Source organism: Streptomyces sp. SM10 (assembly GCF_002910915.1).
Classification (GTDB): domain Bacteria; phylum Actinomycetota; class Actinomycetes; order Streptomycetales; family Streptomycetaceae; genus Streptomyces.
Genome location: NZ_NEUF01000186.1, coordinates 171,979 through 185,973, shown reverse-complemented (window position 1 = coordinate 185,973; position 13,995 = coordinate 171,979). Strand labels below are relative to the sequence as shown.

Here is a 13,995-nt window from a genome sequence, read left to right as displayed (position 1 = left end):
AGCTCCTTATCGGCCACTGGTCAGGCCGCTACGAGGTAGGAAAAGACGGATTCGAGGGACTCGTCGGAGGGGGAGACGGTGAGCAGCCGGATGCCGTGTTCGCGGGCGACCGCCGGCAGCAGCGTCGTGAACCGCCCGAAGTCGACCGCCTGGATGCGCAGGGCCCCCTCCGTCACGTCGACCTCGATCCCCGCCGTCGAGGGGTCCGCGATGAGCGCGGCGGCGAGCGCCCGGTCGTCGCTGGACCGCACGAGATAGCGGTGCGGCCGGTCCGTCATCAGCCGGCGGATCTTCCGGAAGTCTCCGGACGCGGCGTGGCGGCCCGCCACGATCACCTCGATGTGCGAGGCGAGCTGCTCCACCTCCTCCAGGATGTGGGAGGAGAAGAGCACCGTGCGGCCCTCCGCGCCCATCCGGCGCAGGAGCTCCATCAGCTGCATCCGCTGACGCGGGTCCATGCCGTTGAACGGCTCGTCGAGGAGCAGCACCGACGGGTCGTGGACCAGCGCGGAGGCCATCTTCACGCGCTGGCGCATGCCCTTGCTGTACGTCGAGATCTTACGGTCCTGCGCGTACTCCATCTCGACCGTGGCCAGTGCCTTGGCGGCGGCCGCGTCCCCGAGCCCGTGGAGCTCGGAGTTGGCGACGACGAATTCACGGCCGGTCAGGAAGTCGTACATCCCCTCCCGCTCCGGCACGATCCCGATCGCCTTGTAGACCGCCTCGTTGCGCCAGATCTGTGTGCCGTCGAGCGTCACCTTGCCGGTCGACGGCGCGAGGAAGCCGGCCATCATGTTGATCAGAGTGGACTTTCCGGCTCCGTTGGGGCCGAGCAGGCCGGTGACCCCGGGGCCCACGGTCATGCTGACGTCGTTCACGGCGACCACGTTGCCGAACCAGCGGGACGTGTGGTCGATCTCGATGGTGGTCACAGCCCGACCCTCCGGTAGCGGCGCATCAGTACGGCGTACGAGCCGGCGACGAGCGCGAGGACGACGATCAGATACACCGCACCGGCGGCGGCACCCGGTCCTTCACCGCCGGGGAAGGCGGACGCCGCGCCGAGGAACGCCGTCTGCACCCCGTCGATCAGCGTGATGGGCGAGAACAGCCCCAGCCAGGTGATGGCATCGGCCGAGTCCGTCTGCCAGGCGATCGCCTGGACCGTGGAGACCGCGCCGTAGGTGATGGTCAGCACGGCGATCACGGCGGCCACTCCGAAGCCCCGGCGCGGGGTCAGCGCGGCGACCACGAGTCCCAGCCCGGCGAACAGCACGGAGAGCAACGCCACCGAGACCATCCCCTGTCCGAAGCCCTTGCTCTGGTCGACGAAGTCGAACTTCGCCAGCAGCGCGCCCGCGTACAGGATGACGAGGGGCAGCCCGGTGAGGATGAGCAGCGCCGAGGCCATGGCGGCGAACTTCGCGAGCACGTAGTCGACGCGCTCGATCGGCCGCGAGAAGTAGAGGGGCACGCTCTTGAAGCGGAGGTCCCTGGACACGGACTGCGGCGCCTGGGACGCGATGAACAGTCCGATCACCGCCTGCAGGTAGATCGCGAAGTCCGTGTACTTGATGGGGAGTCTCGTCATGTTGGGCGTGGCGATGGCGACCGCGACCAGGATCAGCGCCACCAGGCACATCACGCCGCAGAGCAGCATCGGCAGCACCTTGGACTTGGCGGACCTGCCCAGTCCGAAGGAACCGCGCAGCGACTGCGAGTACAGCGAACGCCGCGCGTAGGCCCGGCCCAGGCGGGTCCCGTCGTAGGAGCGGTATCCGATGTTGTGGATCCGGGAGGTGTCGCTCCCGGTCACGGTTCCGGTCTCAGTGCTCATCGTGGCCGTTCCCCTTCTGCTGTCCGGCATCCGCCGGCACGGCCACGGCCGTCCGGGGAGCCGCTGCGGTCCGGAAGACCTCGGCGATGTGGTGGCGCCGCTGTTCCATCCGGATGAGCCCCAGGCCGAGCTGGGCGACGCTGTCACGGACCACGTCGTACGTCTCCTCGCCCGTCGCCTCCACCAGGAGGATGTGGCCGGCGCCCGGAAGGCCTTCGGCGTCCAGACCGTCGGCTCCGACGAGCTTGATCCCGGCGGCGGTGAGGGCCCGGCGCAGCGTGTCCGTGCCGTCGGGGTGGGTGTCGCTGTCGGTGACCTCGACGGCCAGCGTCGTGGTGGTCCGGGTGAAGTCACTGGTGGAGCTGGAGCGCAGCAGCGCACCGCCGTCGATGACGACCACGTGGTCGCAGGTGCGCTCGAGCTCTCCGAGGAGGTGCGAGGTGACCAGCACCGAGATGCCGAAGTCGGTGTGGACACGGCGGATCAGGCCGAGCATCTCGTCACGGCCGACCGGGTCCAGGCCGTTGGTCGGCTCGTCGAGAAGGACCAGCTCCGGGTCGTGGACCAGGGCCTGGGCCAGCTTCACCCGCTGTTTCATGCCGGTCGAGTAGCCGCCGATGGGCCGGTAGCGCTCCTCGTACAGACCGACGTGGCGCAGGGTGTCCGCGGTGCGCTCACGCGCCGCGGTGGGCGGCAGCCCGGACATCCGTGCCATGTGGACGACGAACTCGGTGGCCGAGACGTCCGGAGGCAGGCAGTCGTGCTCGGGCATGTACCCGACCCGCTCCCGGATGGCGGCCCCCTCCGTCGCCACGTCGAGCCCGAGCACCGCGGCCCGGCCTTCGGTGGCGGGGGACAGACCCAGAAGGATCTTGATCAGTGTGGACTTGCCGGCCCCGTTGGAACCCACCAGGCCGGTGACGCCCGGTCCGATGTCCAAGGAGAGCCGGTCAAGCGCGGTCACCCTCGGGAACCGCTTGCTCAGGCTTTCGGTTGCGATCACAGTCACGTCTTCGAAGGTAGTGGCGGGCCCCCCGGGAGTCGTCAGCCCTGACGGTTGTATCCGCGTCAGACTCCAGGCGTACGGACCCGTAGGGGGAACCCCATGGGGAAGGACGTCGCGCACCGGTCCGGCCTCGGCACCCGGGGCACGACGGACGGGTACGCCTGGGTCCCGCCCCGGACCGGCCTGCTGCCCTTCGGCAGCCCCGGCTCCGGCGCACGGTGTCCACAGGTCTGCGGGCCCTGTCCGCAGCATGTCGTCCACAGGGCGTTGTCCACAGGTTCGGGGCATCCCTTGACGCGGCGGGCCGTCGGTTGCCACATTTCATCGGTGTCATGTTACGGACGCGTACCGCGACGTCGGCACCGGACGAGGAGGCTGCGTGGATCTGCGAGGCGTGCGCGAGCGCTGGGTGCGTACGGGCGGAATCGAGCTGTGTGTCGCCGAGTCGGGCGATCCGGCACGGCCGACGATCGTGCTCGTGCACGGCTATCCGGACAGCAAGGAGGTCTGGTCCGAGGTCGCTGTCCGGCTGGCCGAGCGGTGGCATGTGGTGATCTACGACGTGCGGGGCCATGGGAGGTCGACGGCCCCCGAGCCACTGCGAGGAGGCTTCACCCTGGAGAAGCTGACCGACGACTTCCTCGCTGTCGTGGATGCCGTGAGCCCCGACCGGCCGGTCCATGTGGTCGGCCACGACTGGGGTTCGGTCCAGTCCTGGGAGTTCGCGACGGTCGAGCGGACCAAGGGCCGCATCGCCTCGTTCACCTCGATGTCGGGCCCGTCCCTCGACCACTTCGGGCACTGGATCAAGGGGCGGATGTCCCGGCCGAACCCACGCCGCCTCGGGCAGTTGCTCGGCCAGGGCGCCAAATCCTGGTACGTGTACGCGCTCCACACACCGGTTCTGCCGGAACTGGCCTGGCGCGGGGTGCTCGGCAGGCAGTGGCCGCGGATTCTGCAGCGCATGGAGAAGGTGCCGGCGGACGGGTATCCGACGGCCTCGCTCCCCCAGGACGCGGCGCACGGGGCCTGGCTCTACCGCGACAACATCCGGTCGCGTCTGCGCCGACCCCGCCCGGACGCGTACGCGCATGTCCCGGTCCAGCTGATCACACCGACCGGCGATGCCTTCCTCTCGCCGTCGCTCTACGACGAACTGGACGCGTGGGTACCCCGGTTGGTGCGCCGCACTCTGCCCGCGAAGCACTGGGTCCCGCGGACCCGGCCGGACCGGTTGGCCGCCTGGATCGGTGAGTTCGCCACCGGGGTGGAGAGCGGTGGTCAGGACGACTCCGTCGGGACCGACGCACCGGCCACGGCGGCGGGATCCCATGCCGCGCGTTTCGGGGGCCGGTTGGTCCTGGTGACGGGCGCCGCCTCGGGGATCGGTCGGGCCACCGCGCTGTCGTTCGCGAAGGCCGGCGCACGCGTGGTCGCCGTGGACCGCGATGCGGAGGGCGCCGCCAGGACGGCCGAGACCGCGCGGCTGGTCGGCGCGCCGTCGGCGTGGGCGGAGACGGTGGACGTCGCGGACGAGCAGGCGATGGAGAAGCTCGCGGAGAGGGTCGCCGCCGAATACGGCGTCGTGGACGTCCTGGTGAACAACGCCGGCATCGGCCTGTCGGGGCCCTTCCTCGAGACCACGAGCGAGGACTGGCGGAACGTCCTGGACGTGAATCTGTGGGGGGTCATCCACGGCTGCCGGGTCTTCGGCAGGCAGATGGCCGATCGAGGGCAGGGCGGCCACATCGTCAACGTCGCCTCGGCAGCGGCCTATCAGCCGTCGCGCGCGCTCCCCGCCTACAGCACCTCCAAGGCGGCGGTACTGATGCTCAGCGAATGTCTGCGCGCGGAACTGGCCGAGCGGTCGATCGGGGTCAGCGCGATCTGTCCGGGGTTCGTCAACACCGCCATCACCGGAACCGCGCACTTCTCCGGCGTCGACGAGGCAGAGGAGGAACGCCTGCGCAAGCGGACCGCCCAGCTGTACGCACGGCGCAACTACCCCGCGGAAAAGGTGGCTCACGCGATCCTCGAGGCCGTGGTGCACAACCGGGCCGTGGTGCCGGTGACACCTGAGGCCCGTGGCGCACGCCTGCTCCAGCGGATCAGCCCTCGCCTGCTGCGTGGAGTCGCCCGACTGAAGCCACCTCTGTGATCCGTGGGTGGAGTTGAGAGGAAGGGTGTCGCAAACACGGTGTTCGCAGGCCGGGTTGAGCCATGCGCCGCCCTTCCCCGGGAACTCGCTTGTGCGCGGAACGACTTGTCGATGTCAGCCGAAGGCAAGGTGAGTTGAAAAGAAAACTGCGAGTTGATCCGAACATATCCCGCCAGGTGACGGCAAGTTGCTCAATTGCCGCTGACGGCACCTTACTTGTCCACAGATTTGTCAAAAGCCCTGTGGATAACCCGAGTTGGCTGTGGATCAAACCTGGTGGGGACATCAATCGCCGCGAAGGCCGGGTGAAATCGAGGTGCGTCGCAGGACGTGCCGCGGGCACTCTGACGGGATGGACGAAAGACGCACCGTCACGGTGTCCAGATACCTGTCGAAGCACCTACGGCACGAACCGGGCCGGATCGGTCTTGCTCTCGACCCGCACGGCTGGGTGGCGGTCGACGAGCTGCTCCAGGCCTGCGCCCGAAACGGCTTCGCCGTCACCCGGGCCGAACTCGACCACGTCGTCGTGGTCAACGACAAGCGGCGCTTCGCCGTTGACGGCGACCGCATCCGGGCGAACCAGGGCCACTCCGTCGAGGTCGACCTCGGACTGCCCCCGGCCGAACCGCCCGCGTACCTCTATCACGGCACCGTGGCACGGGCACTCGACGCCATCCGCGCCGAAGGGCTCCGGCCCATGAACCGCCACCATGTCCACCTCTCACCGGACCGTGAGACGGCCGTCCGCGTCGGCTCCCGGCGCGGTGCGCCGGTCGTCCTCGCCGTGGACTCGGGGGCCATGCACCGGGAGGGGCACCTCTTCCACGTCAGCGCCAACGGGGTGTGGCTCACCGACGCCGTTCCGCCGGCCTTCCTGCACCTGCGTGAGTGAGACGCGCGTCGAAGCGCCGCGCCCCGCCCTCGGGCCCCACACGCGCGGAGTCCCGCCTGCCCGGACCGTCGGACGGCTGGACGGCCAGGACCGGCCGGGCCGGCCTTCCGCAGCGGTGCCCAGACGACCACCGCCACCCGTCCGCGACAGCGTCCCCCGGTCAGCGCTCCGTGTGCCTACCGGCGGCCGGCGGCGAGCCTGCTGAGGCGGTCGCCGATGACCGAGACGCCCGGACGGGGCTCGCTCTCGTAGTACCAGGGCTTGCGTCGGCGCAGCAGCGCCTCACCGTGCTCGCTCCAGACGAATCCGGGTTTCCGCAGCAGCTTCCGGAACACCTCGTCAGCCGTCTCCGGGTGGGCTGCGGCCAGACGACGGATCGGCAATGGCGCGATCGACTCTTCGTGCAGGTACGTCCGCAGCAGATCCTGGTACCGCCTGCGGCCCGTGCGGGCGGGGTTCGCGAAGAGGTCCCGCAGCATCCCGTAGTCGGCGTAGAAGTTGAGCCCGTCGACCTGGTCGTAGATGACACCGACGGTGTCCGAGTCCGCCAGTCCTGACGACAGCTCGAAGAAGGGCAGGTCCAGGCCGGGAAGTCGCCTGCGCCGGGCGCGACCGGGCTGTGCGCCGACGGCTGCCTCCTGGCGGTGGCGGTAGTAGGCGTTGAGGAGGTCCTCGGCTTCGGCAGGCGGAAGGACCAGTTCGTCGCCGCCGCAGAACTCGACGAACGCGGCCCGGTCCTCCCGCATCCGCTGCCATCCCTGCTCGATCTTCCGGGGGTTGCGGAAGACCAGTTCGGGTCGGTCGGTGGCCAGCTCGAGCGCTGCCTGTGCGATGTCGGTGGCACCGGACCTGGGGTAGTAGGACATCGCCCCGGACACCAGCCATGCCCCGTCGGCCGAGTGGAGGGGCACCAGGCAGGCGTGGAGGAATCCCCCCTTGGACACTCTGCGGAACGCCGATCGCCCGACGTTCGCGTACGTGCGGTACTCCAGGTCGTCGACCAGGTTCAGTAGGACGACGGCATCCCCGTCCTTGCGCCGGATCTCGAAGATGCCCTCGACCGGGTCACGCCAGCCGATCAGCATCTCCCGGTCGGCCGCGGACAAGTCCTTCCGGCCGGCGACGAACCGGTCCACCACGGTCGAACCGTCCGGCAGCCGGTACCGCAGGATGAAGTGGTCGGTGATCCGGATCGCGTCACCCTCGTCCAGCTGCCGGGCGGGCCCCTCGGCCTCCAGCAGGAGGGGCGTCAGCCACCGGTCGAAGCGAGCGCTCTGAGCGAAAGTGACCAGTTCCCCTTTCAACTCGGCGCTGCGCTCCATGAGCCCGGCCAGTGATGGTCCATCCGCGCCCTGTACGACGTCAGCCACGTTCAGCCCTTTCGTGCAAGCCAGTTCCGCGTGAAGTGAGGGGTGCCCGTCCTCAACCGACCCAGTGGCGGTACGCCTCGACCCACTCCGCACCTTCGGGTGCGAGGGAGGGCAACGGCAGGTCCAAGATGCCGATCGACTGCCGGACACGGCCACGCGAGCACAGGGCGACGACTCTGCCGTCGGGCGTGAGGTCGACGCCGCGCACCATCACCTCTGCACCGAGGACCGCGGTGGTGAAGGGCACATCGAGATGCTCCTCAAGCATGGTGAACAGACCGGTCCGCTGCTCGTCCTCGCCGTAGGCGTCCACCGTCGCCTCTCCGATCAGGGCCTCGAGTTCGGCTGTACCCAGCGTGCTCATGACGCCACGGTAGCGACCCCCGCCGCGACGTCGGCGTGGCTTCCCGAATCCGCGTCGTCAGTCGGCACTCGGTGACGGCGGGAAGCCCGCGTATCGTCGGGGTCATGCGTCTGAGCACGGTGATCCTTCCCATCTACCGATGGGCCGAAGGACAGAAGATATGGCGGCAGGCCGAAGACCTCGGCTTCCACGCCGCGTACACCTACGACCATCTCTCCTGGCGGAGCTTTCGCGACGGGCCGTGGTGCGGCGCGATCCCGACGCTGACGGCGGCAGCGACGCTGACGCAGCGTATGCGTCTGGGCACCCTCGTGACCTCAGTCAAGCCTTTTTCGCCTATCACGGCCTGAGCTACGAGGATTCCCTTCGGTCGGCGAGCACAGTTGCCCGGTCGGATATCGAAGAGCCGTACACGGCCGCCGCACGGGTGTGCCATGTCGTCGACGCCGAGGTCGACATGACAACCGTGCCCGGTCGGCGCAGTGCCATCTCGGACGGTCGCGTACGTGGCAGTCGAGGCACGTTCACCCGTGCATGGCTGACCTCCCTGACGCTGTTCGCTCTGATGACGAAATCGGCGCCCAGGGCGGACGTGGACCGGGCCGCGGTGATCCTCCGCGTGACACATACGGTGCCTGCGGTAGGAGTCCCGTTCCCACCCGTGAAGGCATGGCCAGGGCTTGCCGGTGGGTGACAGCGCGTGGTGGAGTCCGGTGGTGGGCGAGGCCACCTTCGGGAGCCCCCGGATGGCGCTAGGACGGAAACGAGTGGCACGGGTCGTCGTACGAGAAGTGAGCACGGGCTCGGGCGTGATGAGCGCATCACCGCTTGCCGCACCCGAGGCGACCGCGTGGGCGCGGGAGCTTCTCGACAGGGGCTGGGCGGCGGTGTTCCTGCCCGGAGAGCCTGCCCGCCTCGGGCGGCTCCTGCTGTGGCCGCCCGCCGGGGCGGTCGCCGGGGGCGGTGACGTGCCGGCGGGAGTGGAAACCGACTCGGTGGAACTGGTGCTGCCGCATGGCCGCTCGGTCAGACGACGCAGGGTGGACGGCTACGCGCTGCCGGTCGCGGTCGCCGTGTCCGCTCTGACCGGGGCTCAGCCACCGCACCCGTCCGCCGCAGCCTGGCAGGGCGCCGCCTGTTTCGCCCTGCGGCTGCTCGCCGACGGCCGCCTCCACCCGGCCCTCACTACGGCCGGTTACGACACCTGGCGGGCGGGCCCCTTCACCGCTGCCCAGCGGCAGGCACTGGACGCCCTCGCCGCAGCCTTCCCACCCCATGCCCACTGCCTTCCCGAGCCCGGCCCGCCTCCGGTACGCATCGCCGAACCGGCTGCGCTGGTCCGCCAGTTCTGCGACGCGGTCGCCGACGACCTGGTCCGTACTCCGGCCGCGCCTCTCGCCGTGGGAGCGGTGCCGTACGTCTGGCGCGATACCCGGGCCGTGCCCGCGCTTCGCGATTGGGCCGAGGAGACAGCTGCCGCGTTGACCGCCGAGGTCGGCGTCTCGCTGCGTGTCGACGTGCCCGAGGGTCGACGACGGCAGTTCCGGGCCGTCCTTCAACTGCGCACCGCGGCGGATCCGGCGCTCGTCGTGGAGGCCGCACGGCTGTGGAGCGAGCCCGGTGAGGTGGAGAGGCTGCTCGGCCCACGCGCCGAAACCGAGACACTGCTCGCGCTGCGCCGCGGTGCCCGCGTCTGGCCCCCGCTCCAGCGACTGCTGGCGGACGCCGCTCCCGAACAGCTCCGGCTGACCGACGACGAAGCCTTCGACCTGCTGGGCGAAGCAACCGACGCGCTACGTGCGGCCGGTATTGTCGTGCACTGGCCGCGCGCACTGGTCAAGGCGCTCACCGCGACCGCGGAGATCGGGCAGCGCACCGCTCCCGGCTCCAGCGCGGGCGGCCTGCTCGACGCCGACGCCCTGCTCGACTTCCGCTGGCAGGTCTCGCTCGGCGGCGAGCCTCTCACCGAGGCCGAGATCAACGACCTCGCCGAGGCGCGCCGCCCTCTGATCCGGCTACGCGACCAATGGGTTGTCGCCGACCCGAAGCTGGTGGCCCGCGCGAAGCGCCGCCGGGTGGAACCGCTCACCCCTATGGAGGCGCTGAGCGCCGCTCTGACCGGTGAGGTGGAGAGGGACGGGGAGACGTTCGTCAGCGAGGCCGTCGGCGCGCTCGGCGATCTTGTCACCCGGATCCGTGATCCCGAGTCCCGCGCTCCCGCAGCCCAGCCCGCCGCTCTCGAGGCCACGTTGCGCGACTACCAGAAGCGGGGACTCGCCTGGCTGGCCGAGATGTGCGAACTCGGCCTCGGTGGCTGCCTCGCCGACGATATGGGCCTGGGCAAGACCATCACCCTGCTCGCCCTACATCTTCACCGCCAGACCGCCCCGGCCACCGCGGGCCCCACCCTCGTCGTCTGTCCCACCTCCCTGCTCGGCAACTGGCAGCGCGAGGCCGCCAGGTTCGCGCCGACCGTCCCCGTGCGCCGTTACCATGGCGGCGACCGCCACCTCGAGGACCTGGCCGGCGACGAGATCGTCCTGGTCACCTACGGGGTGCTGCGGCGCGACCGTGACGTCCTCGCCGAGACCGCCTGGTCACTGATCGCCGCCGACGAGGCCCAGCACGTCAAGAACCCCTACGCCGTCACCGCCCGCGAACTGCGCACCCTGCCGGCCCGTGCCCGCGTCGCGTTGACCGGTACGCCAGTGGAGAACAACCTTTCCGAACTGTGGGCGCTCCTCGACTGGACCACCCCAGGGCTCCTCGGATCGCTGTCCGCCTTCCGCGACCGGCACGCCCGCGCCATCGAGACGGGGGCTGGGGACGGCGAGGGCTCGGCGGCTGCCGAGCGCCTGTCACGTCTCGTCCGCCCGTTCCTGCTGCGCCGCAAGAAGTCCGACCCTGGCATCGCACCCGAACTGCCGCCCAAGACCGAGACCGACCGCGTCGTCTCGCTGACGGCCGAGCAGACCAGCCTGTACGAGGCGGTGGTCCGCGAGACCATGGCGAAGATCGAGGAGTCCGAGGGCATCGCCCGACGCGGCCTGGTGCTGAAACTGCTCACCGCGCTGAAGCAGATCTGCAACCACCCTGCCCATTACTTGAAGGAGCACAACCTGAGCCGGTCCACGTCGCTCGCCGGCCGCTCCGGCAAGCTCGATCTGCTCGACGAACTGGTCGACACCATCATCGCCGAGGGCGAATCGGTGCTGGTCTTCACCCAGTACAAGCAGATGGCTGCCCTGCTGGAGAGGCATCTCGCCGAGCGCGGCACCCCCACCCTCTTCCTGCACGGCGGCACCCCCGTCACCCGGCGCGAGGAGATGGTGGAACGCTTCCAGCGCGGTGAGGTTCCGGTGTTCCTCCTGTCGCTGAAGGCGGCGGGCACCGGACTCAACCTCACCCGCGCCACCCATGTCGTGCACTACGACCGCTGGTGGAACCCGGCTGTAGAGGACCAGGCCACCGACCGCGCCTACCGCATCGGCCAGGACCAGCCCGTCCAGGTCCACAAGCTCATCGCGGAGGGAACCGTGGAGGACAAGGTGGCGAAACTGCTCGATTCCAAGCGCGCGCTCGCCGACGCCGTCGTCGGCTCCGGCGAGGCCGCCCTGACCGAACTGTCCGACGCCGACCTTGCCGAACTCGTCGCCCTGGGGAAGCAGTCATGAGCCCCTCGGTCCCCGGCCCGCGCCGTGCGCCCGCCCGCGGCAAGCGCGCTTTCGCCGCCACCTGGTGGGGCCAGGCATGGGTCACCGCCCTGGAGGACTCCAGCCTGGACACCGGGCGCCTGTCACGCGGCCGCACCTACACCCGCAAGGGCATGGTCGGCCCGACCACCGTCGCCCCGGGCCAGGTCAAGGCCGCCGTCCGGGGCAGCCAGCCGCGCCCGTACCGCTCCTCCGTCCACCTGCCCGTCCTCACCGACACCCAGTGGGACACCCTGCTCGACACCATCGCGGCCCGCGCCGGCCATCTCGCCGCGCTCCTCGACGACGAGATGCCCGCCGAACTCGTCGACGACGCCCGCCAAGCGGGCGTCCCCCTCCTCCCGCAGCCCACCGAACTCGACCCCGAGTGTTCCTGCCCCGACTGGGGGTACCCCTGCAAGCACGCCGCCGCGCTCTGCTACGCCATCGCCGCCACCATCGACGCCGACCCGTTCGTGCTCTTCACGCTGCGCGGCCGCAGGCGGGAAGAGGTCCTCGCCGAGCTGCGCGCACGCCGTACGGCAAAGCAGGAGGCTGCCGCCCCATCGGCCCCGACGGGCATCCCGGCCAGGGCCGCTTACACCCGCTGGGCCGAACACACCCCACGGCTTCCCGAACTCCTCGCCCCGGCCGCCCACGCCGCCGCGCTCCCCGTCACTCCGCCTTCCGGCACCGGGCTGTCCACCACGGATCTGGAACGCCTCATGACCGACACCGCCGCACGCGCAGCGCGGCTTCTCGCGGGCGACACCGCCGGCCTGCACCTGACCCAGCACCAGGACGCGGTGCGGATCGCCGCCAGCGGCCCCGGACCCGAATGGTTCCACCGCCTGGTCCAGAACACCGGCACCAGACCGATCGCGTTCGCCCGCCTCACCCGCGCCTGGCGCCACGGCGGCCCCACCGGACTGATCGTCGCCGAACAGCCGCACACCCCTGATCCGGTGGTGATGACGGCCGCCCGCACCGCCCTGACCGCGGCCCTCGTCGAGATGGCCCCCGGCCCCGCCCCTCTCCGTGCCTGGCGCAACCGCCTCACCCTCACCGACCACGGCATTCAGCTCCGCCTGGGCCCCGACGCCCGCTGGTACCCCTGTCTCCGGGACGATGACGGCCAATGGTGGCCCGCAGCGTCGCCCGATGCCGACCCGGTCGCCGCGCTCACCTCGGTCTGGAGGCAGACCGGGACGTGACATCGGCGGTGGTGAGCACGGCATTGGCCGATAACGGATACCGGCATACGGTGGGCAGCCACCGCGGATGGGGAGGTCCGAATGCGACAGGGCGACGCCGAATACGAGGCAGCGCTGGACGAGACGATGGAAATCCTTCGGTGCTGGGCGCGGGAAGGTCGTACCGATGGCTGGTACAAGTCCCTGAGCGAAAGACTGAAGGCGAAGGGCCACCACGTCCACTACCGCGGCCCGATCATCAGCCACCTGCTCAGTGACGCCTGTCGCCGTGACAGCGAAGGGATCGAGCCGATGCTCTCTTCCATCGTGATCCTGAAGGCGACCTCCAGGCCGGCGGGCCAGTTCTTCGAGTTGGCGAGCGGAGCCCCGTTTCACCGGAGGGCGGCGGACTGGACCTGGGAAGAGGAGCGCGCCCGCGTCTTCGCGCGCTACCGCGAGAGCTGAAGGGCCGTGGCACCGCTCCGGAGTGCACGGACGCGACGCATACCGACGCGGCCGCAGCCGGTGACATCTGCTCTCCCTGGTCGCTCGCGGTCACAAGAACATAGGGTCGCAGTCATGCGACTGAGCACCGTAATCCTTCCCATCCACCGCTGGAGCAAGGGACAACAGATCTGGCGACGTGCGGAAGACCTTGGGTTCCACGCCGCCTACACCTATGACCACCTGTCCTGGCGCAGCTTCCGGGACGAGCCGTGGTTCGGGGCGGTTCCCACCCTGACCGCGGCGGCGACTGTTACGCACAGTATGCGATTGGGTACCCTCGTCACCTCGCCCAACTTCCGGCATCCGGTGACCCTCGCCAAGGAACTCATCACGCTGGACGACGTCTCGGACGGACGGATCACACTCGGGATCGGCGCCGGCGGCAGCGGCTTCGACGCCACCACGCTGCGCGGGAGCGGTGAGGAGCCGTGGACACCGCGCGCCCGTGCGGACCACTTCGACGAGTTCGTGCCGCTGCTCGACCGGCTGCTCCGGGAGCCCTCCGTGACGCAGGAGGGCAAGCTCTACTCCGCGAACGAGGCACGGAACATCCCCGGCTGCGTCCAGCGCCCCCGGTTGCCCTTCGCGGTCGCCGCCACCGGGCCGCGCGGACTGAACCTCGCCGCCCGGTACGGTCAGGCCTGGGTGACCACGGGTGATCCGAAGCTGTTCGAGGCCGGTACCCCCGAGCAGTCCGTGGAAGCCGTCCGCGGCCAGATCACCCGGCTCGGTGCGGCCTGCGAGGCGACGGGACGGGACGTGACGGAGCTGGACAAGATCCTGCTCACCGGCTTCACACCGGGCCGTCCGCTGCAGTCGCTGGACGCGTTCGTGGACTTCGCAGGGACACACTTCGACCTTGGCTTCACCGAGATCGTCGTCCACTGGCCGGTGCCGGACTCGGTCTTCGCCCTGGACACCGAGGTCTTCGAGCAGATCGCCACCGAGGCCCTGGCCCAGCTCGGCTGACCGC

General features: G+C 70.1%; 11 protein-coding genes and 1 pseudogene. 7 read left to right on the top strand and 5 right to left on the bottom strand.

Annotated elements, in window-relative coordinates; translation table 11 throughout:
* Positions 1-20: 20 nt before the first annotated feature.
* The 3 genes from B9S57_RS32395 to B9S57_RS32385 are packed head-to-tail and all read right to left on the bottom strand — an operon-like array spanning position 21 to position 2,840.
* Positions 21-932: an ABC transporter ATP-binding protein gene (locus B9S57_RS32395; protein ID WP_103760716.1), complete on the bottom strand. Its 912-nt coding sequence runs from the start codon at positions 930-932 to the stop codon at positions 21-23.
* Entirely contained in the window at positions 929-1,837 is a 909-nt protein-coding gene (locus B9S57_RS32390; protein WP_103760715.1) for an ABC transporter permease, read from the bottom strand. The genes B9S57_RS32395 and B9S57_RS32390 overlap by 4 nt, the downstream gene beginning before the upstream one ends.
* Positions 1,827-2,840, bottom strand: a complete 1,014-nt coding sequence (locus B9S57_RS32385) for an ABC transporter ATP-binding protein (RefSeq protein ID WP_103760714.1) — start codon at positions 2,838-2,840, stop codon at positions 1,827-1,829. Before B9S57_RS32385 ends, B9S57_RS32390 begins: the two co-directional genes overlap by 11 nt.
* A 382-nt stretch (positions 2,841-3,222) precedes the next feature.
* Between B9S57_RS32385 and B9S57_RS32380 the strand changes: the two genes are divergently transcribed.
* Positions 3,223-5,001, top strand: a complete 1,779-nt coding sequence (locus B9S57_RS32380) for an SDR family oxidoreductase (RefSeq protein WP_103760713.1) — start codon at positions 3,223-3,225, stop codon at positions 4,999-5,001.
* Between the two features lie 352 nt (positions 5,002-5,353).
* Positions 5,354-5,896, top strand: coding sequence for an RNA 2'-phosphotransferase (locus B9S57_RS32375; RefSeq protein ID WP_103760712.1), 543 nt, complete (start codon positions 5,354-5,356; stop codon positions 5,894-5,896).
* Positions 5,897-6,072: 176 nt separating this feature from the next.
* Here the strand turns inward: B9S57_RS32375 and B9S57_RS32370 are convergent, their stop codons facing one another.
* Complete coding sequence (locus B9S57_RS32370; RefSeq protein ID WP_258036732.1) at positions 6,073-7,266, bottom strand: hypothetical protein; 1,194 nt, start codon at positions 7,264-7,266, stop codon at positions 6,073-6,075.
* Between the two features lie 52 nt (positions 7,267-7,318).
* Entirely contained in the window at positions 7,319-7,630 is a 312-nt protein-coding gene (locus B9S57_RS32365) for a calcium-binding protein (RefSeq protein ID WP_103760711.1), read from the bottom strand.
* 104 nt (positions 7,631-7,734) lie between these two features.
* On the opposite strand from B9S57_RS32365, the pseudogene B9S57_RS32360 reads away from it, so the two are divergent.
* The 5 genes and pseudogenes from B9S57_RS32360 to B9S57_RS32340 all read left to right on the top strand — a co-directional run.
* Positions 7,735-7,974: pseudogene (locus B9S57_RS32360) on the top strand (LLM class flavin-dependent oxidoreductase); the annotation flags it as partial.
* Positions 7,975-8,442: 468 nt separating this feature from the next.
* The gene (locus B9S57_RS32355) at positions 8,443-11,304 is read left to right on the top strand and encodes a DEAD/DEAH box helicase (RefSeq protein WP_103760746.1); all 2,862 of its coding nucleotides are present in this window, start codon (positions 8,443-8,445) and stop codon (positions 11,302-11,304) included.
* Complete coding sequence (locus tag B9S57_RS32350) at positions 11,301-12,536, top strand: SWIM zinc finger family protein (RefSeq protein WP_103760710.1); 1,236 nt, start codon at positions 11,301-11,303, stop codon at positions 12,534-12,536. Before B9S57_RS32355 ends, B9S57_RS32350 begins: the two co-directional genes overlap by 4 nt.
* Positions 12,537-12,617: 81 nt before the next feature.
* On the top strand, positions 12,618-12,980 hold the full coding sequence (locus B9S57_RS32345) for a hypothetical protein (RefSeq protein ID WP_103760709.1): 363 nt from the start codon (positions 12,618-12,620) through the stop codon (positions 12,978-12,980).
* A 114-nt stretch (positions 12,981-13,094) separates the two neighbouring features.
* On the top strand, positions 13,095-13,991 hold the full coding sequence (locus tag B9S57_RS32340; protein WP_103760708.1) for an LLM class flavin-dependent oxidoreductase: 897 nt from the start codon (positions 13,095-13,097) through the stop codon (positions 13,989-13,991).
* Positions 13,992-13,995: the final 4 nt, after the last annotated feature.